This window comes from Pseudomonas fluorescens, from assembly GCF_902497855.1.
GTDB lineage: Bacteria > Pseudomonadota > Gammaproteobacteria > Pseudomonadales > Pseudomonadaceae > Aquipseudomonas > Aquipseudomonas fluorescens_BI.
Genome location: NZ_CABVHU010000005.1, coordinates 1 through 21,737 on the forward strand (window position 1 = coordinate 1; position 21,737 = coordinate 21,737).

Below are 21,737 nucleotides of genomic sequence, written 5' to 3' on the forward strand. Positions count from 1 at the left end.
CCCCCAAGCAGATTATCTGTGCGGCGATGCGCAAGCTGCTGCACTTCGTTTACGGTGTGCTCAAGTCGGGCCAACCCTACGACCCGAAACTTGCGCTTGCCCGGTGAGGTTCAAGACGGTATCTACAGCTGCCAGCGGCGCTCTTAATAGTTCAGCTTGAAAGGGGCAATCTGCAATTGAGCGCTTCCGTCGCTGAACTTTTCCATGCTCGAACCCTCAACCGGATAACCCGCCTTAACCGGAACTGAGGCTCGCCCTATGAAAACCCTGTTGAAACTCACCCTGGTCGCCACTTTCGCCTGCGCTCTTCCCGTTTGGGCTTGCACACCCGAAGAAGCCACGGCCAAGCGCGAACAACTGGCCAGGGAAATCACCAAGCTCACTGAGCAGAATCCAACCAAAGCCAAGGAGATCAACGACGAACTGCAAAAGATGGACCTGGGCACCGCCAGCAAGGATTTGCCCGACAAGTGCCAGTTGATCGACCAGCGATTGAAAGAACTGGGAACGGCTGAGAAGAAAGCTGAGGGTTGAAGGCACGATCAAAGACGTGCAACGAGGCTGCGATCTTTTGATGTTAAAAGGCCAAACAGATTTCCAAGCATAAAAAACCCGGACGCTGTCCGGGTTTTTATTGGATCGCTATGGCGCCTTACTCGGCAGCCGGCGCTTCCGGCTTGCGGCGCTTGAGCGGCGCCATGCCGTCCTTGCTGACCAGCGACAGGGCGTCGGTCTTCGGGCGGTTGGCGATCTTGCGCTTGGTCGGAGCCTTGGCGCCGGTTTTCTTCTTGTCGCCCTTGGCGTCGACCTTTTTCTTCTTCACGCCCACGGCTTTGCCCGAGGCCTTGACCTTTTTCGGTCCGCCGTAGGTGCCTTTGACTTCCTTGATGGTGCGGCGCTCGAAGCTCTGCTTGAGGTAGCGCTCGACGCTCGACATCAGGTTCCAGTCGCCATGGCAGATCAGCGAGATGGCCAGGCCGTCGTTGCCGGCGCGGCCGGTACGACCGATGCGGTGCACGTACTCGTCGCCGCTGCGCGGCATGTCGAAGTTGATCACCAGGTCCAGGCCGTCAACGTCCAGGCCACGAGCGGCGACGTCGGTGGCGACGAGGATTTTCACCCCGCCCTGCTTCAGGCGGTCGATGGCCAGCTTGCGGTCTTTCTGGTCCTTGTCACCGTGCAGCACGAACGCTTTGTAGTCCTGCGCCACCAGGCGGCCGTAGATACGGTCGGCCATGGCCCGGGTGTTGGTGAACACGATGGCCTTCTGATAGGTCTCGTTGGCCAGCAGCCAGTTCACGATCTGCTCTTTGTGCTGGTTGTGGTCGGCGGTGATGATCTGCTGACGGGTGGTCGCGTTCAGATCGCTGACGTTGTTCAGCTGCAGGTGTTCAGGATCGTTCAGCACCTTGGCGACCATCTCGCGCAGGCCCGAACCACCGGTGGTGGCGGAGAACAGCATGGTCTGCTGGCGGTTGGTGCACTCTTGCACCAGACGCTGCACATCTTCGGCAAAGCCCATGTCGAGCATGCGGTCGGCTTCGTCGAGCACCAGTACTTCAACTTCTTTCAAGTCGAGGTTGCCGGCGTTCAGTTGCTCGATCATCCGCCCCGGCGTACCGATCAGGATGTCCGGCACCTTGCGCAGCATCGCGGCCTGGACCTTGAAGTCCTCACCGCCGGTGATCAGGCCGGACTTGATGAAGGTGTACTGGGCGAAGCGCTCGACTTCCTTGATGGTCTGCTGGGCCAGCTCGCGGGTCGGCAGCAGGATCAGGGTCTTGATGCTGACGCGGACTTTCGCCGGGCCGATCAAGCGGTTGAGGATCGGCAAAACGAAGGCGGCGGTTTTGCCGCTACCGGTTTGCGCTGTCACCCGCAGGTCACGCCCTTGGAGCGCCAGCGGAATAGCCGCTGCTTGCACAGGCGTTGGCTCGACAAATTTTAGCTCGGCCACGGCTTTGAGCAGGCGTTCGTGCAGGGCGAATTGGGAAAACACGGGTGCTACCTCGAAGAAATACAAAAAAACAGCTGCATAGGGTAACGGTTTCGAGCGCGAAGGCCGAGTTTCTTTATACAAACGGCGCGAAACAATGGTTTTTTTGTTGCACCTGTTGTCCTCAAGCGTCATCCAAAGCGTGTTAAATGCTCTAATCGCCCCGTCGCATTCTACAGAAGATACGTTTTGCCCATGGATATCAAACAGCTCTGGCTCAATGTCCAAGACCTTTGGGGTGCCCTCGATCAGCACCCGCTCCTGCATTCCAGCCTGGCGCTGATGATATTGCTGGTGATTGCGCTGGTCCTCGGACGAGTGGCGCGCTACCTCATTCTCCACGCGACCAAATTGCTTGGCCGCCAGCCGGCGCTGCACTGGATCAACGACTTTCGTCATAACAAGGTGTTTCACCGCCTGGCGCAGATGACGCCGTCGCTGGTGATCCAGTTCGGTCTGCACCTGGTGCCTGAGCTGGGCAAGACCAGCCTGACCTTTCTCGGCAACGTGGCGCTGGCGTTCACCATCCTGTTCCTGGTGCTGGCCATCAGCGCCCTGCTCAGCGCCCTGCTGGACATCTATGCCCGCACCGAACACGCCCGCACCCGCTCGATCAAAGGATACGTGCAACTGGCGAAAATGGTCTTGTACGTGTTCGGTGCGATCATCATCGTCGCCACCCTGATCGACCGTTCGCCACTGTTGCTGCTGTCGGGGCTGGGCGCCATGTCGGCGGTGATTCTGCTGGTCTACAAGGACACCCTGCTGTCATTCGTCGCCAGCGTACAGCTGACCAGCAACGACATGCTGCGGGTCGGCGACTGGATCGAGATGCCGCAGGTCGGCGCCGATGGCGATGTAGTGGACATCACCCTGCACACGGTGAAGGTGCAGAATTTCGACAAGACAATCGTTTCGATCCCGACATGGCGCCTGATGTCCGAGTCGTTCAAGAACTGGCGCGGCATGCAGCAGTCCGGTGGACGCCGGATCAAGCGCAGCCTGTTCATCGATGCCAGCGGCGTGCGCTTCATTCGCGACGACGAAGAGCAGAAGCTGGCCCAGGTCCATCTGCTGACTGATTACATCAGCCGCAAACAGGCCGAACTCAAGGCCTGGAACGAAGCCCAGGGCAACGTCGCGGCGATGTCGGCCAACCGGCGGCGGATGACCAATATCGGGACCTTCCGCGCCTATGCCCTGGCCTATCTGAAGAGCCACCCGGAAATCCAGCCGAACATGACGTGCATGGTTCGCCAGATGCAGACCACTGCCCAGGGCATTCCGCTGGAAATCTATTGTTTCACCCGCACCACGGCGTGGGCCGATTACGAGCGGATCCAGGGGGATATTTTCGATTATCTGCTGGCGGTGCTGCCGGAGTTTGGCTTGAGTCTGTATCAGCAGCCCAGTGGTGGGGATCTAAGGGCCGGGTTGTTGCCGGCGGTACTCGGCACGAGCCACATTCCCCAGCCTGAAAAGCACGTCATGTAAGACTACATACCCCCCGTAGGAGCGAGGCTTGCCCGCGAAGGCGGTGTGTCAGACACCAATCGCCTGACTGACACACCGCCTTCGCGGGCAAGCCTCGCTCCCACAGGGTTCAGTGTACGGCCACAGGTTTGCGTATACCCAGCCGACTGATCCACACCGCCGCGAGAATCACCGACCCGCCCAGGAACAACCGCCCCAGCTCCTCATCCTGATTCCAGATCAGCAAATTGATCAGCAACCCCACCGGCACGTGCAAATTGTTCATCACCGCCAGCGTCCCGCCATTCACCAGGCACGCGCCCTTGTTCCACCAGTACAACCCTAACGCCGTCGAGACCAGGCCGAGGAATAGCAGCACGCCCCATTGCAGCGGTGCTTCAGGCAGGAAGTTCTGTTTGCCGAACAACAGGAACGCCGGCAATGCCACCGCCAATGCGCCGAGGTAGAAGTAACCGAAGCGCCGGTAGTGCGGCAGGTCGCTTGGGTGACGGGCTACCAGATGCTTGTAGAGCACCTGCCCGGCGGCGTAGGTGAAGTTGGCCAGTTGCAGAAGCAAAAAGCCCATGAAGAAGTCCGGGTTGATCCGGTCAAAGCGGATCACCGCCGCGCCCGCCACCGCAACCAGTGCCGCGATCAAGGCCCAGGGATTGAAGCGCCGGTTCAGGGCGTCTTCGATCAGGGTCACGTGCAATGGCGTGAGAATGGTGAACAGCAACACTTCCGGCACCGTCAGCACCCGAAAGCTCAGGTACAGGCACACGTATGTCACGCCGAACTGCAAGGCGCCGATCAACAGCATGCCGCGCATGAACGCCGGTTCCACCGAGCGCCAGCGCGTCAGCGGGATAAATACCAGACCGGCGAGCACGACTCGCACCAGTACCGCGAAGTAACTGTCGACATGTCCGGCCAGGTATTCGCCGATCAGGCTGAAGGAAAACGCCTGGATCAGCGTGACAAAAAGTAGATAGCCCATGCTCGCCTCGTTTTTGGATGGCGGCGACGATAGCGGGTTTTGCCCTTGACTGCGACTCGTCAGGCAATACAAACCCCTGTAGGAGCTGGCTTGCCAGCGAAGGGGCCCTCAAGTCTTGCAGCGCTCTCCAGGCCGCCTTCGCTGGCAAGCCAGCTCCTACAGGGGTTTGGGTTTGTGCCCACAAAATTGTGGGCAAAAAAAAAGCCCGATCTCGCTAAAGCGTTCAATCGGGCTACCGCACTCAGGAGCAACAAGTGCAAAGGGAGGTTCGATGCGCGTACAGGCTTGAGGGTTGCGCCAGGTCACTAGAACATCCAGCGATTATCTGGCGATTAACACCTCAGGCGACCAGGGAAAGCTTGGCGTTGGCCTGGTTCAGCCCTTTCTCCTGGAAGTCACCGCCCAGGTTCATGCCTTCGGCGTGAATGAAGGTCACGTCGTGAATCCCGATGAAACCCATGACCTGGCGCAGGTAGGGTTCCTGGTGATCCGCCGGGCCGCCGGCATAGATCCCGCCGCGAGCCGTCAGCACGTAGGCGCGCTTGCCGCTGAGCAAGCCTTGCGGGCCGGTCTCGGTGTACTTGAAGGTCACACCGGCACGCAATACATGGTCGAGCCAGGCCTTGAGGGTGCTCGGGATTGCGAAGTTGTACATGGGCGCTGCCATGACCAGCACGTCGGCGGCCAGCAGTTCGTCAGTCAATTGGTTGGAGCGTTCCAGCGAAGCCTGTTCGATGTCGCTGCGCTGTTCGGCGGGTTTCATCCAGCCACCCAACAGGTTGATGTCCAGATGCGGCACCGGGTTGGCGGCCAGGTCACGCACGGTGATCTGGTCGTCGGGGTGAGCGGCTTGCCACTGGCTGATGAACGTCTGGGTCAGTTGACGGGAAACCGAGTCTTGCTGACGGGCACTGCTTTCGATGATCAGAACTTGGGACATGGGCTGTAGCCTCCATCTGAGAATGTTGTAGGTCGATGGAGTGAAGGTTAAACAGAACCATATCGATGAAAAAGCGCAAATAACTGCTATAACCCATCAATAAATTCGTTTATAAGCTGGATACCCCCTGTGGGAACAAGCCAGTGTGGCTCGCTCCCACAGGAGGTATCGATGCTATTTCGGGGTGCAACTCAGGTTGATGCGCATCTTGATGATGGTGCGGGTGAACTTGGCGGTGGCATTGGTGTGTTTGCCGGCAGGTACTTCGATCTTGCGGGTGCGCGGCGCTTCCGGGCCATTGTTGAAAACCACCTTGCAGATCGCATCGGTAGTGCCGTAGTTATTGACCTGAATGGAAGCGATGTCGTTGTCGGTGTCGTACGCGTTGTAGTCGATGCTCAAGCCGTTCAGCTGTTTTTGCACATCGATCGGATAGGCCAACGCCGTCAGCGGCAGCAGCGCCAGCACTGCACAACCCGACATCACACCACAAAGCTTTTTCATTCAGCAGTCTCCATTAAGGACTGCCAGCTTAGACAAGAGGAGCTGTTCATGAAAGCGCCCCGCGTGACCCTTGATCAATGGCGAACGCTACAGGCCGTGGTCGACCACGGCGGTTTCGCCCAGGCCGCCGAAGCGCTGCACCGCTCGCAATCGTCGGTCAGCTACACCGTGGCACGCATGCAGGACCAACTCGGCGTCCCGCTGCTGCGCATCGACGGCCGCAAAGCGGTGCTGACCGAAGCCGGCGGTGTGTTGCTGCGCCGTTCCCGGCAGCTGGTGAAACAGGCCAGTCAGCTCGAAGACCTGGCCCACCACATGGAACAAGGCTGGGAAGCGGAAGTGCGACTGGTGGTCGACGCCGCGTACCCGAGCGCCCGTCTCGTGCGCGCCTTGACCGCGTTCATGCCGCAAAGCCGTGGCTGCCGGGTGCGTCTGCGCGAAGAAGTATTGTCCGGCGTGGAGGAGGTATTGCTCGAGGGTGTGGCCGATCTGGCCATCACCGGTTTCAGCATTCCCGGTTACCTGGGCGCGGAATTGAGCGACGTCGAATTCGTCGCGGTCGCCCACCCCGACCATCCCCTGCACCGCCTCAATCGCGAACTGAATTTCCAGGACTTGGAAAGCCAGATGCAAGTGGTCATTCGCGACTCCGGTCGCCAGCAGCCACGGGATGTCGGCTGGCTCGGCGCCGAGCAGCGCTGGACCGTCGGCAGCCTGGCCACCGCGGCGACTTTTGTCAGCAGCGGCCTGGGTTTTGCCTGGTTGCCCCGGCACATGATCGAACGGGAACTCAAGGAAGGTACGCTCAAGCTGCTACCTTTGGATCAGGGTGGCAGCCGTAATCCGAGCTTCTACCTGTATTCGAACAAGGACAAACCCCTGGGCCCGGCGACACAGATCCTCATCGAATTGCTGCGCACCTTTGATACCGCGCCGCTGGATGCGCCTTTCGCCGCCCCTGAACAAGCCTGACACGGAGTGTGAACATGGCCTATTTCGAACATGAAGGTTGTAACCTGCACTATGAGGAATATGGCCACGGCGCGCCGTTGCTGCTGGTCCACGGGCTGGGTTCGAGCACCCTGGACTGGGAACAGCAGATCCCGGCCTTGTCGACGCGCTACCGGGTGATCGTCCCGGATGTGCGCGGCCACGGTCGCTCCGATAAACCCCGCGAGCGCTACAGCATCGCCGGGTTCAGTGCCGATCTGGTTGCGCTGATCGAACATTTGAACCTCGGCCCGGTGCATTATGTCGGCCTGTCCATGGGTGGCATGATCGGCTTTCAACTGGCGGTGGACCAGCCACAGCTGCTCAAGAGCCTGTGCATCGTCAACAGTGCGCCCGAGGTCAAGCTGCGCAGCCGCAACGAGTACTGGTGGTGGTTCAAGCGCTGGAGCCTGATGCGCGTGCTCAGCCTGGGCGCCATCGGCACAGCCCTGGGCGCCAAGCTGTTCCCTAAACCCGAGCAGGCTCAATTACGGCAAAAAATGGCCGAGCGCTGGGCAAAAAACGACAAGCGTGCTTATCTCGCCAGCTTCGATGCGATCGTTGGCTGGGGGGTTCAGGAACGACTTTCCAGGGTGACCTGTCCAACCCTCATCGTCAGCGCCGACCGTGACTACACACCGGTATCGCTGAAAGAGACGTACGTAAAACTGCTGCCCGATGCGCGGCTGGTGGTGGTCGCCGATTCGCGCCACGCCACCCCGCTGGATCAACCCGAAATATTCAACCAAAGGCTGCTCGAGTTTCTCACCGCAGTCGACACCACCTCACTCAGGATCACTGACCCATGCTGAAAAAAATCGCCCTCGTCGCTGGCTCCGTTCTGTTTGCCGCCAACCTGATGGCCGCAACGCCCGCCAAGGCGCCGCACGTGCTGCTGGAAACCACCAACGGCCAGATCGAAATCGAACTGGACCCGGTCAAGGCGCCGATCAGTACCAAGAACTTCCTTGATTACGTCAACAGCGGCTTCTACAACAACACGATCTTTCACCGTGTGATTCCGGGCTTCATGGTCCAGGGCGGTGGTTTCACTCAACAGATGCAGCAGAAAGAAACCAAGGCACCGATCAAGAACGAATCGAAAAACGGCCTGCATAACGTCCGTGGCACGCTGTCCATGGCCCGTACTTCCGTGCCGGATTCGGCCACCAGCCAGTTCTTCGTCAACGTCAAGGACAACGACTTCCTGGACCAGGGCGACGGCTATGCCGTGTTCGGTAAAGTCGTCAAAGGCATGGACGTGGTGGACATCATCGTCAACACGCCAACCACCGTCCGTGGCGGCATGAAAGATGTGCCGGCCGACCCTGTGTTCATCAAGTCGGCCAAAGTCATCGACTAAGCTACACAGCAAAATGAGCGGCTGCCGGAGTGCGCCGCTCACACTGTTCAAAGGAGAGCCCGTGCGCGGGCGGAGAACCGATGCTTTATCGCCGTTTCGAGAAACTGATCGACATTTTCCGCGATGCACCGACGGCCGCTCCACCGGATCGGGTTCTCCCTTTTTATACCTATTACTTGAAACAGGTCTGGCCCAGCTTTGCCGTGCTGCTGATCGTCGGCCTGCTCGGCGCGCTGATCGAAGTGGCCTTGTTCAGTTACCTGAGCCGGATCATCGACCTTGCCCAGGGCACGCCGAACGTCGATTTCTTCAAGGATCACGGGGTCGAACTGGCCTGGATGGCCGTGGTTGCGCTGTTCCTGCGCCCGGTGTTCGTCGGCCTGCATGATTTGCTGGTGCACCAGACCCTGAGCCCCAGCATGACCAGCCTGATCCGCTGGCAGAACCACAGTTATGTGCTCAAGCAGAGCCTGAATTTTTTCCAGAACGACTTCGCCGGACGCATTGCCCAACGCATCATGCAGACCGGCAACTCGCTGCGCGATTCGGCCGTGCAAGCGGTGGACGCGCTGTGGCATGTACTGATCTATGCGATCAGCTCGCTGGTGCTGTTCGCCGAGGCCGACTGGCGCCTGATGATCCCACTGTTGACCTGGATCGCCGCCTTCATCGGCGCCCTTTATTACTTCGTGCCGCGGGTCAAGGAGCGCTCGGTGGTGTCCTCAGACGCGCGCTCCAAGCTCATGGGGCGGATTGTCGATGGCTATACCAACATCACCACCCTGAAGCTGTTCGCCCACACCAACTTCGAGCAGCAATACGCGCGCGAAGCGATCAAGGAACAAACCGAAAAAGCCCAACTGGCCGGCCGGGTGGTGACCAGCATGGACGTGGTCATCACCAGCATGAACGGCTTGCTGATCGTCTGCACCACCACCCTGGCCCTGTGGCTGTGGACGCAGTCGCTGATCACCGTGGGGGCCATTGCGCTGGCGACCGGCCTGGTGATCCGTATCGTCAACATGTCCGGCTGGATCATGTGGGTGGTCACCGGCATTTTCGAAAACATCGGCATGGTCCAGGACGGTTTGCAGTCTATTTCCCAGCCGGTCAGCGTCACCGACCGCGAGCAGGCCAAGCCCTTGCTCGTCCCCCGTGGCGAAGTGCGTTTCGAACAGGTGGATTTCCACTACGGCAAGAAGAGCGGGATCATCGCCGACCTCAACCTGACGATTAAACCTGGTGAGAAAATCGGCCTGATCGGCCCGTCCGGCGCCGGTAAATCGACCTTGGTCAATCTGCTGCTGCGCCTGTATGACGTGCAGGGCGGGCGGATTCTCATCGACGGCCAGAACATTGCCGAGGTGGGCCAGGAAAGCCTGCGCGAGCGTATCGGCATGATCACCCAGGACACCTCGCTGCTGCACCGCTCGATCCGCGACAATCTGCTCTACGGCAAGCCCGACGCCACCGACGCCGAGCTGTGGGAAGCGGTACGCAAGGCCCGGGCCGACGAGTTCATCCCGCTGCTGTCGGACTCCGAAGGGCGCACCGGTTTCGACGCACATGTCGGTGAACGCGGGGTGAAACTCTCCGGCGGCCAGCGTCAGCGCATTGCGATTGCCCGGGTGCTGCTCAAGGACGCGCCGATCCTGATCATGGACGAAGCCACCTCGGCGCTGGATTCGGAGGTCGAAGCGGCGATCCAGGAAAGCCTCGAAACCCTGATGCAAGGCAAGACGGTGATCGCCATCGCCCACCGGCTCTCGACCATTGCCCGGATGGACCGGCTGGTGGTGCTGGAAAAAGGCACGATCGCCGAAACCGGCAGCCACGCCGAACTGCTGGCCCATGGCGGCTTATATGCGCGGTTGTGGCAGCACCAGACGGGTGGGTTTGTCGGGATCGATTGAGCCCCCCAAGACCGATCGTTCCCACGCTCCGCGTGGGAATGACTCAAGGGACGCTCCGCGTCCAGTGACGCGGAGCGTCACGGGCTGCATTCCCACGCAGAGCGTGGGAACGATCTTGCCCCCCATCAGACTTGCCGATAGGGCAAGGCGGTCCGCGCTTCCTCGGCATACGCCAGCACCCCCGCGCGTTCCTGGCGCAGGAAGTCCTTGACCGCAGCCTTCAGGCCGGGATGGCGCAAGTAGTGCCAGGAATGGGTGATCACCGGCTCGAAACCGCGAATCAACTTGTGCTCACCCTGGGCCCCGGCGTCGAAACGCTGGAAGCCATTGGCAATGGCATAGTCCATGCCCTGGTAGAAGCAGGTTTCGAAATGCAGCCGGTCAAACTCCGCCAGGCACCCCCAGTAGCGACCGTAAAAACTGTCGCCCCCCACCAGGCTGAACGCCATGGCTACCGGCCGTGAACCCTGTTTGGCCAACACCACGCGAATCGCTTCCGGCATCCGTTCGGCCAGCAGACTGAAGAACTCTCGGGTCAGATAGGGCCGTTGCCGCCGCACTGCGTAAGTGTTGGCGTAGCAGGCATAGACAAAATCCCACTGCACCTGATCCAGCTGCCGACCTTCGAGCCATTCGAAATCAATCCCCTGCCCCGCCACTTGCTCGCGCTCCTTGCGCATCTGCTTGCGCTTGCGCGAACTGAGCACGTCGAGGAAATCCTGAAAGTCCCGATAGCCGCGATTCTGCCAGTGGTACTGACAGCCGATGCGCTGCAACCAGCCCGGCTGTTCGGCCAAGGCGGCGTCGGTGAAGGGATCGGTGAAATTGATGTGAGCACTTGAGAGCTGTTCGATCTCAAGGTAGCCGGGAAGGCTTTGCAGCAGCTCGAAACCGTCCTCGACCCTGGCCGCCAGCAAGCGCGGGCCGCTGACCGGGCTGAACGGTACGGCGCTCAACAGTTTGGGGTAATAGTCGATACCGGCGCGCTCGCAGGCATCGGCCCAGGCGTGATCGAACACGTATTCGCCGTAGGAATGCCACTTGCGGTAACCGGGCAACGCGGCGATCAACCGGTCACTTTCCATGTGCAACAAATGCTCGGACTGCCAGCCTGTATGGGGGCGAACACTGCCGCTGTCTTCCAGCGCGCTGAGAAAGGCATGGCGCAGAAACGGCTGAGTATCCGGCACCAGGGCATCCCAGGTGTGCGCAGCGATTTCGGACAGATTTTCCAGACGTTGCAACGGCATCAACTTCCTCTCCACTTCTTTGCGTGAAAGCCCCGCGAGTATCGCCTATCGCGGTGTGCTCCACACGACCTATCCGACCGCAATGCTCTGGAAAGGGGTGTTCAGGGCATTCGGATCGTCATCGAGACGCCATCACTTTGCCACTGCTTTGTAATAATCCATCGCGATACTGGCGCCAGTTTTTAGAGCGTCGGGTTCTACCCGGCCCCTGTTTTCCGTCCTTCAAGGTCGGTTGTGTTCTGGATGGCTCAGTCATCCTCTTACATCTTCGGAGATTGATATGCGTCTTGCTTCCACGAAAACTGCGGCAGCCCTGTGCGGTAGCCTGATGCTGGCCATGAGTGTTCCGGCCAGCGCCGCAGTCGACGCCAAACTGCTCGACATGCTCAAGGCCAACGGTTCGATTTCCCAGGCGCAGTACGCTGAACTGCAGGCCGAACTGGCCAAGGATCAGAAGGACCAGCAGATTGCCCGTCAGGCTCAGCAAGAGACCAACGAACAAATCGCGGCGACGGCGAAGAAGACCAATGAACTGAGCACCTTCGACCAGAAGCTGGCGTGGGCGGCCAAGACCCAGTTCAAGGGCGACGTTCGTTTCCGTCAGGAAACGGTCAAGAACGATGGCGTATCGAACACCGGCGACCAGGATCGTCAACGAATTCGCGCGCGCCTGGGTGCCTACACCGAAATCAATCCGCAGGTGGACACCGGCATTCGTATCGCCACTGGCAACAACAATGATGCTCGCTCCACCAACCAGAGCCTGGAAGGCAACTTCTCCAAGAAAGATATCTGGCTGGACCAGGGCTACGTCGACTACCACCCGACTGCCATCAAGAATTTGCACTTGATCGGCGGCAAGATGCCGCAACCCTGGGTGAGCATGGGCGACATCATCTGGGATAGCGACATCAGCCCGGAAGGTTTGGCTGTCACTTACAAATACCCGCTTGGCAGCGCGACCGAGCTGTTCGGTAGCGCCGGCCACTACACCCTCCAGGACAACGTCGACGGCGAAGGCAAGCAGTTCCGCCACGACCTGCGCCTGTACGCTGGCCAGTTGGGCGCACGCTTTGCTATCACCGACAACCTGAAAATGACGCTCGGTGGCAGTCTCTACGCTTACGACAACGACGAAGACACCGCTTCCCTGGCCATCAACGGCAACAGCCCGGGCGAAGAATTCAAAGTGTACGAAGGCTTTGGTTCGCTCGACATCGGTGGTCTGCCAATGCCACTGTCGCTATACGGTCAAATCGTCAACAACGCCAGTGCGAGCAACGATCAGGACATGGGCTGGCTGGCCGGCGTCAAGACCAAGTTCTACGGCTTCGGCGTGGATTACAACTATCGCGACATTCAACGTAACGCCGTGGTCGGTGCTTTCACCGACTCCGACTTCGCCAACGGTTTTACCGGTTCGCGCGGCAGCAAGTTGAAAGTGAGCTACGAGATCGACAAGAACTTCGCCCTCGGCGCGACGTACTTCATGGCTGACTCCGACTACACCAACGCCACCCTGCGGGATTCGAAAATCAACACCCTGCAGCTGGATGCAGAAGCCAAGTTCTGATTCCTCGCTACATGGCTCGGGCAAGGAAGCCCGAGGCGCATCTTTTTACAGCCTGGCGTTGCTGCATCGGTCCCCATCCTCCGTCCGATCCGGCAACACCAGGCTGTTTTGTTGTGGCCACCTCCCCCTGTAGGAGCGAGGCTTGCCCGCGAAGAATTCGCCGCGGTCCTGCTGACAAACCGCGTCATCGTTCTTCGCGGGCAGTCGGATCGCCGCACCGCTCGCTCCTACAGGTGCGGATTCAGCGCTTGCGCAGAATCACGCTGCCAATCGAATAACCGGCGCCAAACGAGCTGAGCACCGCCAGCGAACCGGCCGCCAGATCATCCTGATGCTTGTGAAAGGCAATCACCGAACCGGCAGAGCTGGTGTTGGCGTAGGTGTCGAGAATCACCGGGGCTTCTTCTTCGGTGGCTTCGCGGCCCAGCAGTTTCCTGACGATCAAATGGTTCATGCTGAGGTTGGCCTGGTGCAGCCAGAAACGCTTCACGTCCGTGACGTTGAGCTGGTTTTCTTCCAGATGTTTGGCGATCAGTTCCGCGACCATCGGGCAGACGTCCTTGAACACCTTGCGGCCTTCCTGGACGAACAGTTTGTCCTTGGCACCGATGGCTTCTTCCGCTGCGCGATTGAGGAAGCCGAAGTTGTTGCGGATATTGTTGGAGAATTTGGTCAGCAGCTTGGTGCTGACCACGTCGAACTGGTACGGGGAGGTAGCCAGGTCGGCACGTTCGATGATCACCGCGGTGGCGGCGTCGCCGAAGATGAAATGGCTGTCGCGGTCGCGGAAATTCAGGTGACCGGTGCAGACTTCCGGGTTGACCATCAGGATCGCCCGGGCCTGGCCCAGTTGCACGCTGTTCGTCGCGGTCTGAATGCCGAAGGTCGCCGAAGAGCAGGCCACGTTCATGTCGAAGCCGAAACCCTGGATGCCCAGCGCTTCCTGGACTTCGATGGCGATGGCCGGGTAGGCGCGCTGCAGGTTGGAACAGGCGACGATCACGCCGTCGATGTCCGCGGCGGTCTTGCCCGCACGCTGCAGGGCTTGCTCGGCGGCGCCGATGGCCATCTGGCAGAGCACCGACCACTCGTCATTCGAGCGCTCCGGCAGGCGTGGCGCCATGCGTTGCGGGTCGAGGATGCCGTCCTTGTCCATGACAAAGCGGCTTTTGATGCCAGAGGCCTTTTCGATAAACGCCGCGCTGGACTCGGTCAACGCTTCGATTTCACCGCGGGCGATCGCTTCGGCGTTATCGGCGTTGAACTGCCCGACGTAAGTATTGAAAGACTGCACCAGCTCTTCGTTGGAAATGCTGTTGGCCGGGGTGTACAAGCCGGTGCCGCTGATGACGACGTTATGCATGGTCGTTTCTCTGATCTGTTCAGGCAGAAAGCGTTGGCACTGGCGTACCAACACGCAAAGGGTCTATTCCAGGTCCGGACGCAAACCTGGCATCGCTTGATTCCGATCCGCCCGGGTCCGTGAAGGCCAAAAACTGCGGGACTGGTGTTTATAGGCGCGAAGTTTGCCATAAACCTGGGGTTTTGGCGCCTTTTGCGAACCGGGCAGCATCACGCAAAAACCTGTAGGAGCCCGGCTTGCCGGCGAAGGCGTCTTCATAGGCGCTGCAAGACTGGAGGCCGCCTTCGCTGGCAAGCCAGCTCCTACACGATCTCCGGTATGCAGATGGCTAGTGGTCAACGCCAATCCCTGTAGGAGCCGGCTTGCCGGCGAAGGCGTCTTCATAGGCGCTGCAAGACTGGAGGCCGCCTTCGCTGGCAAGCCAGCTCCTACACGATCTCCGGTATGCAGATGGCTAGTGGTCAACGCCAATCCCTGTAGGAGCCGGCTTGCCGGCGAAGGCGTCTTCATAGGCGCTGCAAGACTGGAGGCCGCCTTCGCTGGCAAGCCAGCTCCTACACGATCTCCGGTATGCAGATGGCTAGTGGTCAACGCCAATCCCTGTAGGAGCCGGCTTGCCGGCGAAGGCGTCTTCATAGGCGCTGCAAGACTGGAGGCCGCCTTCGCTGGCAAGCCAGCTCCTACACGATCTCCGGTATGCAGATGGCTAGTGGTCAACGCCAATCCCTGTAGGAGCCGGCTTGCCGGCGAAGGCGTCTTCATAGGCGATGCAAGGCTTGAGGCACCCTTCGCTGGCAAGCCAGCTCCTACACGATCTCCGGTATGCAGATGGCTAGTGGTCAACGCCAATCCCTGTAGGAGCCGGCTTGCCGGCGAAGGCGTCTTCATAGGCGCTGCAAGACTGGAGGCCGCCTTCGCTGGCAAGCCAGCTCCTACACGATCTCCGGTATGCAGATGGCTAGTGGTCAACGCCAATCCCTGTAGGAGCCGGCTTGCCGGCGAAGGCGTCTTCATAGGCGATGCAAGGCTTGAGGCACCCTTCGCTGGCAAGCCAGCTCCTACACGATCTCCGGTATGCAGATGGCTAGTGGTCAACGCCAATCCCTGTAGGAGCCGGCTTGCCGGCGAAGGCGTCTTCATAGGCGCTGCAAGACTGGAGGCCGCCTTCGCTGGCAAGCCAGCTCCTACACGATCTCCGGTATGCAGATGGCTAGTGGTCAACGCCAATCCCTGTAGGAGCCCGGCTTGCCGGCGAAGGCGTCTTCATAGGCGCTGCAAGACTGGAGGCCGCCTTCGCTGGCAAGCCAGCTCCTACACGATCTCCGGTATGCAGATGGAGAGTGGTCAACGCCAATCCCTGTAGGAGCCCGGCTTGCCGGCGAAAGCGTCTTCGCGGGCGATGCAAGGCTTGAGGCCGCTTTCGCCGGCAAGCCTGGCTTCTACAAAAAGCCTTCAGGGTTCGACCTGGCTCCATTGCTTGCCCAGGCGCTTGTCGGAGATCGGCACTTTGGTCCCCAGTTGCTGGGCGAACAGCGAAACCCGGTACTCCTCCAGCCACCAGCGATACAGCTCCAGCTGCGGGTCGCGCTTGCCTTCCTGGGCATGCTTGTTGGCGCGGGTCTGGTATTGGCTCCAGAGGCCGGACAACTCGCCGCTCCAGACCCGGTCCTTCTGCACCTGGGCGCCGAGTTTTTCGAAGCGCTGCTCAATGGCCTTGAGGTAACGTGGCAGTTCCTTGAGCCACTGCATCGGCGTTTCACGCACAAAACCCGGATAGACCAAATGACTGAGCTGCTGCTTGATGTCGTTCAAGGCCACGGCTTGCGCCAGGTCGATCTTGCCCTTGAAGCGTTTTTGCAGACCGTGCCAGAGCTTGAGAATCTCCAGGGTCAGCTTCGCCAAACGCTCCGCGTGCTCGGTCCAGCCGCCGCGCTTGCGTTCGGCCAGCGCCGCCAGTGCGGCGCCATCGCGCGGCATCGGGTCTTCGCCGTCGAGGATGCAGCTGTCGAGACTGGCCAGCAGAATGTCTTCCACCAGGCTGTCGATACGCCCCATGTCGCGGTACATCAAGCCCAGCTCGGTCAGCCCCGGCAACTTGCCGCGCAGGAACTTCGCCGGCTCGGCCAATTGCTGCATCAACAAACGCTGCAAGGCGCGGCGATGCTGGAATTCGGCTTCGGCCGGCGTCGAGAAACGCCCTTCCTTGACCGTGCCGCTCTCTTCCACCAGCGCCGGATACACCGTCATCGACAGGCCGGCAATCTTCTGTTGGGTCTTCTCAGCGACGGCGGCAAAGACTTTCGCCTCCACCGGCTGCTGGCTTTTCGCGGTTTGCGGCACGGCCAACGCGGCCTGGCTCGCCTCGGCAAAGCGCGCGGTCAACTCGGCCAGGTCCCTGCCTTCACCGAGGAACTTGCCCTGGCCGTCGACGATTTCCAGGTTCATCCGCAAATGGCTTTCGACCTGCTGCGCCGCTTCGGCCCAGGCTTCGTCGCTGACTCGCGCGCCCGTCATGCGCAGCAGCTCGCGGCCCAAGGCCTGGGGCAAGGAGCCCTCGGCGAAGGTCATGCGCTGCAACGCGGCTTTGACAAAGTCCGGCACTGGTACGAAATTCTTGCGCAGGGCCTTGGGCAGGTTGCGCACCAGCGCGATGCATTTGGCCTCGATCACGCCCGGCACCAGCCACTCCAGGCGTTCCGGCGGCAGCATCGGCAACAGCGGCGCCGGCACCCGCAGGGTGACGCCGTCCCGTGGATGGTTGGGTTCGAAGTGGTAACTCAGGGCCAGTTCCAGGTCACCGATGTGCAAGGTGTCCGGGTAATGCGCGGCGGTGACTTCACTGGCCTCGCGGGCCAGCACGTCTTCTTCGCGCATGATCAGCAGCTGCGGATCTTTCTGGCTGTTGACCCGGTACCAGCTGTCGAAGGTCGCGGTCTGGTGAATCTCGGCCGGCAGTCGCGCATCGTAGAAGGCGAACAGGGTTTCTTCGTCCGCCAGAATGTCCCGGCGACGCGCCTTGGCTTCGAGTTCGTCGAGCTGTTCCAACAGTTGTTTGTTGGCAATCAGGCATTTGGCTTTGGACTGAATCTCGCCACGCACCAAGCCTTCACGAATGAACAACTCACGGGACGTCGCAGGATCGATCGGTCCGTAGTGCACCGGCCGGCGACCGACCACGATCAACCCGAACAGGGTGATCTGTTCGAAGGCCACGACTTGGCCGCGCTTCTTCTCCCAATGGGGTTCGAAGTGGTTTTTCTTGATCAGGTGCCCGGCGAGCGGCTCGATCCAGTCGGCGTCGATCTTGGCCACCATCCGCGCATAGAGCTTGGTGGTTTCCACCAGCTCGGCGGCCATCAGCCATTGCGGGCGCTTTTTACCCAGCCCGGATGACGGGTGAATCCAGAAGCGTCGCTGACGGGCACCCAGGTAATCGCCGTCTTCGGTTTTCTGCCCGATCTGGCTGAGCAGGCCGGAGAGAACGGCTTTATGCAGCTTCGGGTAATCCGCCGGCTCTTTATTGAGGCTCAGCTGCATGTCGCGGCAGATCAGGCTCAACTGCCGGTGAGAGTCGCGCCACTCGCGCAGGCGCAGGTAATTGAGGAAATGCTTGCGGCACCAGTTGCGCAACGGACTCGCCGTCAGCGCCTGGCGCTGCTCTTCAAAACCACGCCACAGATTGACCAGCCCGGCGAAATCCGAGTCCACGTCTTTCCATTGCGCGTGGGCCTGATCCGCCGCTTGCTGACGCTCCGGCGGACGTTCGCGCGGGTCCTGGATCGACATGGCGCTGGCGACGATCAGCACTTCCTGCAGGCTGCCGAGCTTCGCCGCTTCCAGCAGCATGCGGCCCATGCGCGGGTCCACCGGCAACCGCGCCAACTGGCGACCGAGCGGGGTCAGCTGGCTGTTGCGATCCACTGCCGAAAGCTCTTGCAACAGGTTGAAACCGTCGCTGATGGCCTTGCCATCCGGCGGCTCGATAAACGGGAAATCGGTGATCTCGCCCAGGCGCAGGTGCAGCATCTGCAAAATCACCGCCGCCAGGTTGGTGCGCAGGATCTCGGGGTCGGTAAATTCCGGACGACCGATAAAGTCCTCTTCGCTGAACAGCCGCACGCAGATGCCCGGCTCGACCCGCCCGCAACGGCCTTTGCGCTGGTTGGCGCTAGCCTGGGAAATGGCTTCGATGGGCAGGCGCTGGACCTTGGCCCGGTAGCTGTAGCGACTGATGCGCGCGGTGCCGCTGTCGATCACGTAACGAATGCCCGGCACCGTCAGCGAGGTTTCGGCGACGTTGGTCGCCAGCACCACGCGCCGGCCTGGGTGCGACTGGAAAATCCGCTGCTGCTCGGCCGGCGACAATCGTGCGTACAGCGGCAGGATTTCGGTGTGCTTGAGCTGGGCCTTGCGCAACATGTCGGCGGCGTCGCGGATCTCGCGTTCGCCGGGCAGGAACACCAGCACATCGCCCGGGCTCTTGCGCTCGCTGCGTTCGAACGCGGCGATTTCGTCGAGGGTCGCCAGAATGGCTTGATCCACCGTCAAGTCATCCTCGACGCGGTTGCCCTCCTCGTCCTGCTCCAAGGTCAGTGGGCGATACCACGTCTCCACCGGGAAGGTGCGGCCGGAGACTTCGACGATCGGCGCGTCATCGAAGTGCTTGGAGAAACGCTCCAGGTCGATGGTCGCCGAGGTGATGATGACTTTCAGGTCCGGACGGCGCGGCAGCAGGGTTTTCAGGTAACCGAGCAGGAAGTCGATGTTCAGGCTGCGTTCGTGGGCTTCGTCGACGATGATCGTGTCGTAGCGTTCGAGGTAGCGGTCGTTCTGGGTTTCCGCCAGCAGGATGCCATCGGTCATCAGCTTGATCAGGGTGTTGGCATCGCTCTGATCCTCGAACCGCACCTGATAGCCGACCAGCGCGCCCAGCGGCGTGCCCAGTTCTTCGGCGACCCGGCTGGCCACGCTGCGCGCAGCGATCCGACGCGGTTGGGTGTGGCCGATCAGGCCATGCTGGCCGCGACCGATTTCCAGGCAGATCTTCGGCAACTGGGTGGTCTTACCCGAACCGGTTTCGCCGGCGATGATCAGCACCTGATGCTTGAGCAGCGCTGCCTTGATTTCATCGCGCTTGGCGGCAATCGGCAGGTTGTCGTCGTAACGCACCACCGGCAGGCTGGCACGCCGCGCCAGCACCTGATCGCAGGAGGCTTGCATGCGCGCCACCCACTGGGCCAGCTTGGCCTCGTCAGGTTTCTTGCGCAGCTCGAGCAACTGCCGCCGCAGCCGGTGGCGGTCGGCGAGCATCGCGTGATCGAGGTTTTTCAGCAGTTTGTCGATGGAAGGCGATTCGTCAGTCATCAGGTACGCAATAAGTCGTCTAGTGGCGCAGGGGGGCGATTGTCGCAGATTTGCGCCGTCAAGTGATCGTTCCCACGCTCTGAGTGGGAATGCAGCAAGGGACGCTCTGCGTCCCAGGAGCGGACGCAGAGCGTCCGGGGAAGCATTCCCACGCAGAGCGTGGGAATGATCAGTGTCAGGTGTGGCGGTGTGGGCTACTCGTTATCGAGGCCTTTGCGGCGGTACGGGAACACGTCGATCACTTTGCCGGCGCGAATCGCCTCCTGCAGGCTTTTCCAGTAATCGGCGTTGTACAGCTCGCCATGCAATTGATCGAACAACTTGCGCTGCCCGGCATCGGCAAACAGGAACGGCGGAAACTCTTCGGGAAACACATCCAGCGGTCCGATCGAATACCACGGCTCGGAGGCCATTTCGTCTTCCGGGGTGCGCGGTAGCGGAATATGGCGGAAGTTGGCCTCGGTCAGGAAGCAGATTTCGTCATAGTCATAAAACACCACACGCCCGTGGCGGGTGACGCCAAAGTTCTTCAGCAGCATGTCGCCAGGAAAGATGTTCGCCGCCGCCAGTTGCTTGATCGCCAGGCCGTAATCTTCCAGCGCCTCGCGCACCTGCGCCGGGTTGGCGTGTTCCAGGTACAGGTTCAGCGGTGTCATCCGCCGCTCGGTCCAGCAGTGACGAATCAGCACCGTGTCGTCTTCCACCGACACCGTGGACGCGGCCACTTCGAGCAACTCTTCCAGGCATGCCGGCTCGAACTTGCTCAACGGGAAACGAAAATCGGCGAACTCCTGGGTATCGGCCATGCGCCCGACCCGGTCGACGCTTTTCACCAGGCGGTACTTCTCGATCACCGTGGCGCGGTCGACGTTTTTCGACGGCGAGAAGCGGTCCTTGATGATTTTGAACACGGTAGTGAAACCCGGCAGGGTGAACACGCTCATGACCATGCCGCGCACGCCGGGCGCCATGATGAACTGGTCGTCGGTGTTGGCCAGGTGGTTGATCAGTGCCCGGTAGAACTCGGACTTGCCGTGTTTGTAGAAGCCGATCGAGGTGTACAGCTCGGCGATGTGCTTGCCCGGCAGGATGCGTTTGAGGAAACCGATGAACTCCGCCGGCACCGGCACATCCACCATGAAGTACGAGCGGGTGAAGGAGAAGATGATCGACACGTCCGCTTCATCGGTGATCAGCGCATCGATCTGAATCCCGCGGCCTTCGCGGTGCAGCAGCGGAATCACCAAGGGCCACTGCTCGTCCTGGGTGTAGATGCGCCCCACCAGGTACGCCCCCTTGTTGCGGTAAAGCACCGAGGAAAACAGTTCGACGCTCAGCTCCGGGTCCTTGCACACCCAGTCCGGCAGGTTCTCGCGCAATTGCGCTTCGAGACGGCGCAGGTCAGCGGGCAGGTCGGCGTAATCCTCGCTGAAGCGGTAATCGGAAAAAATGCTCGACAGCATGCCGGACAGCCTGCCTTGAGGTTTATAGGTGCGGGTTTGCGCGGCGCGCGCCCGGCGCAGGCTGGGCCGGGTGGTGTGGATGAACATGCAGCCATCGCTGATCAGGTCGTGGCTGAACAACCCGCAGAAGATCGAGTTGTACCAGGTCTCGGATAACTCATCGTCGAAGCGCAGGTCGATCAGGGTGATGTAGGCGCTCTTGACCAGCGGCCAGCAGCTGTCATCCATCAGCGTGTCGGCGTCGAAGGCGCTGCGCAGTCGCGCCACGGTTTCGCCGACTTTTTCTTCGTACAGATTGATCCGCGCAGCCGACGCGATTTGCGCCTCCTGCCACTTGGCCTGTTCGAAACGGGCTCGAGCGCCGTCGGTGATCTGACGGAAATGCTCGCGGTAATCGTCAAAGCCGTCGAGGATCATTCGGGCGATGTCGGCGGCTGGCCAATGCTGCGGCATAGGTAAAACCTCGGCGGCTGATGCTGATCGTTGGAGCCTGAGCTTAGTGGCCCTGTGTGACGCAACGCAACCATTGCCTTGTGCCCTGACTGGCG

Annotated in this window: 14 protein-coding genes and 2 pseudogenes; 8 read left to right on the plus strand and 8 right to left on the minus strand. The window is 60.6% G+C overall.

What is annotated here, in order from left to right:
- Together F8N96_RS11655 and F8N96_RS11660 are read left to right on the plus strand one after the other, a co-directional pair.
- Positions 1–107 (plus strand): annotated as a pseudogene (locus tag F8N96_RS11655) (IS110 family transposase); the annotation flags it as partial.
- A 151-nt stretch (positions 108–258) separates the two neighbouring features.
- Positions 259–534: a hypothetical protein gene (locus F8N96_RS11660; RefSeq protein WP_150797939.1), complete on the plus strand. Its 276-nt coding sequence runs from the start codon at positions 259–261 to the stop codon at positions 532–534.
- A 118-nt stretch (positions 535–652) separates the two neighbouring features.
- Here F8N96_RS11660 and F8N96_RS11665 read toward each other — a convergent pair whose 3' ends face one another.
- Positions 653–1,999 (minus strand): DEAD/DEAH box helicase, encoded by a 1,347-nt coding sequence (locus tag F8N96_RS11665; RefSeq protein ID WP_128871778.1) that lies wholly within the window; start codon positions 1,997–1,999, stop codon positions 653–655.
- A 192-nt stretch (positions 2,000–2,191) separates the two neighbouring features.
- Between F8N96_RS11665 and F8N96_RS11670 the strand changes: the two genes are divergently transcribed.
- Positions 2,192–3,490: a mechanosensitive ion channel family protein gene (locus F8N96_RS11670; protein ID WP_150797940.1), complete on the plus strand. Its 1,299-nt coding sequence runs from the start codon at positions 2,192–2,194 to the stop codon at positions 3,488–3,490.
- 109 nt (positions 3,491–3,599) lie between these two features.
- Here the strand turns inward: F8N96_RS11670 and F8N96_RS11675 are convergent, their stop codons facing one another.
- The 3 genes from F8N96_RS11675 to F8N96_RS11690 form a co-directional block, all read right to left on the minus strand.
- Positions 3,600–4,466: a carboxylate/amino acid/amine transporter gene (locus tag F8N96_RS11675; RefSeq protein ID WP_150797941.1), complete on the minus strand. Its 867-nt coding sequence runs from the start codon at positions 4,464–4,466 to the stop codon at positions 3,600–3,602.
- Between the two features lie 340 nt (positions 4,467–4,806).
- On the minus strand, positions 4,807–5,406 hold the full coding sequence (locus tag F8N96_RS11685; protein WP_150797943.1) for an FMN-dependent NADH-azoreductase: 600 nt from the start codon (positions 5,404–5,406) through the stop codon (positions 4,807–4,809).
- Between the two features lie 174 nt (positions 5,407–5,580).
- Complete coding sequence (locus tag F8N96_RS11690) at positions 5,581–5,910, minus strand: 3-phosphoglycerate kinase (RefSeq protein ID WP_150797944.1); 330 nt, start codon at positions 5,908–5,910, stop codon at positions 5,581–5,583.
- Between the two features lie 48 nt (positions 5,911–5,958).
- Here F8N96_RS11690 and F8N96_RS11695 point away from each other — a divergent pair, with 48 nt between their 5' ends.
- The 4 genes and pseudogenes from F8N96_RS11695 to F8N96_RS11710 all read left to right on the plus strand — a co-directional run bounded on the left by F8N96_RS11695 (position 5,959) and on the right by F8N96_RS11710 (position 10,176).
- Positions 5,959–6,882 (plus strand): LysR family transcriptional regulator, encoded by a 924-nt coding sequence (locus F8N96_RS11695; protein WP_034146184.1) that lies wholly within the window; start codon positions 5,959–5,961, stop codon positions 6,880–6,882.
- Between the two features lie 14 nt (positions 6,883–6,896).
- Positions 6,897–7,702, plus strand: a pseudogene (locus F8N96_RS11700) (alpha/beta fold hydrolase).
- Positions 7,703–7,705: 3 nt separating this feature from the next.
- Positions 7,706–8,263, plus strand: a complete 558-nt coding sequence (locus F8N96_RS11705) for a peptidylprolyl isomerase (RefSeq protein ID WP_150797946.1) — start codon at positions 7,706–7,708, stop codon at positions 8,261–8,263.
- A gap of 80 nt (positions 8,264–8,343) precedes the next feature.
- Positions 8,344–10,176: an ABC transporter ATP-binding protein gene (locus tag F8N96_RS11710; protein ID WP_150797947.1), complete on the plus strand. Its 1,833-nt coding sequence runs from the start codon at positions 8,344–8,346 to the stop codon at positions 10,174–10,176.
- A gap of 125 nt (positions 10,177–10,301) precedes the next feature.
- Here the strand turns inward: F8N96_RS11710 and F8N96_RS11715 are convergent, their stop codons facing one another.
- Entirely contained in the window at positions 10,302–11,426 is a 1,125-nt protein-coding gene (locus tag F8N96_RS11715; RefSeq protein ID WP_150797948.1) for a GNAT family N-acetyltransferase, read from the minus strand.
- A 280-nt stretch (positions 11,427–11,706) separates the two neighbouring features.
- Here F8N96_RS11715 and F8N96_RS11720 point away from each other — a divergent pair, with 280 nt between their 5' ends.
- On the plus strand, positions 11,707–12,999 hold the full coding sequence (locus F8N96_RS11720; RefSeq protein ID WP_150797949.1) for a putative porin: 1,293 nt from the start codon (positions 11,707–11,709) through the stop codon (positions 12,997–12,999).
- Positions 13,000–13,240: 241 nt separating this feature from the next.
- Here the strand turns inward: F8N96_RS11720 and F8N96_RS11730 are convergent, their stop codons facing one another.
- The 3 genes from F8N96_RS11730 to aceK all read right to left on the minus strand — a co-directional run bounded on the left by F8N96_RS11730 (position 13,241) and on the right by aceK (position 21,642).
- Positions 13,241–14,362 (minus strand): beta-ketoacyl-ACP synthase III, encoded by a 1,122-nt coding sequence (locus F8N96_RS11730; RefSeq protein ID WP_150797950.1) that lies wholly within the window; start codon positions 14,360–14,362, stop codon positions 13,241–13,243.
- A 1,452-nt stretch (positions 14,363–15,814) separates the two neighbouring features.
- The gene (gene hrpA / locus F8N96_RS11735) at positions 15,815–19,726 is read right to left on the minus strand and encodes an ATP-dependent RNA helicase HrpA (protein ID WP_150797951.1); all 3,912 of its coding nucleotides are present in this window, start codon (positions 19,724–19,726) and stop codon (positions 15,815–15,817) included.
- Positions 19,727–19,920: 194 nt separating this feature from the next.
- A complete protein-coding gene (gene aceK, locus F8N96_RS11740) occupies positions 19,921–21,642 on the minus strand; it encodes a bifunctional isocitrate dehydrogenase kinase/phosphatase (RefSeq protein ID WP_150797952.1) in 1,722 nt (573 codons plus the stop codon).
- Positions 21,643–21,737 lie beyond the last annotated feature (95 nt).

Coding starts and splice junctions, on each gene's coding strand:
- F8N96_RS11730 (WP_150797950.1), bottom strand. CDS start 14,362: ATGCATAACGTCGTCATCAGCGGCACCGGCTTGTACACCCCGGCCAAC.
- F8N96_RS11670 (WP_150797940.1), top strand. CDS start 2,192: ATGGATATCAAACAGCTCTGGCTCAATGTCCAAGACCTTTGGGGTGCC.
- F8N96_RS11675 (WP_150797941.1), bottom strand. CDS start 4,466: ATGGGCTATCTACTTTTTGTCACGCTGATCCAGGCGTTTTCCTTCAGC.
- F8N96_RS11710 (WP_150797947.1), top strand. CDS start 8,344: ATGCTTTATCGCCGTTTCGAGAAACTGATCGACATTTTCCGCGATGCA.
- F8N96_RS11690 (WP_150797944.1), bottom strand. CDS start 5,910: ATGAAAAAGCTTTGTGGTGTGATGTCGGGTTGTGCAGTGCTGGCGCTG.
- hrpA (WP_150797951.1), bottom strand. CDS start 19,726: ATGACTGACGAATCGCCTTCCATCGACAAACTGCTGAAAAACCTCGAT.
- F8N96_RS11660 (WP_150797939.1), top strand. CDS start 259: ATGAAAACCCTGTTGAAACTCACCCTGGTCGCCACTTTCGCCTGCGCT.
- F8N96_RS11705 (WP_150797946.1), top strand. CDS start 7,706: ATGCTGAAAAAAATCGCCCTCGTCGCTGGCTCCGTTCTGTTTGCCGCC.
- aceK (WP_150797952.1), bottom strand. CDS start 21,642: ATGCCGCAGCATTGGCCAGCCGCCGACATCGCCCGAATGATCCTCGAC.
- F8N96_RS11695 (WP_034146184.1), top strand. CDS start 5,959: ATGAAAGCGCCCCGCGTGACCCTTGATCAATGGCGAACGCTACAGGCC.
- F8N96_RS11715 (WP_150797948.1), bottom strand. CDS start 11,426: ATGCCGTTGCAACGTCTGGAAAATCTGTCCGAAATCGCTGCGCACACC.
- F8N96_RS11685 (WP_150797943.1), bottom strand. CDS start 5,406: ATGTCCCAAGTTCTGATCATCGAAAGCAGTGCCCGTCAGCAAGACTCG.
- F8N96_RS11720 (WP_150797949.1), top strand. CDS start 11,707: ATGCGTCTTGCTTCCACGAAAACTGCGGCAGCCCTGTGCGGTAGCCTG.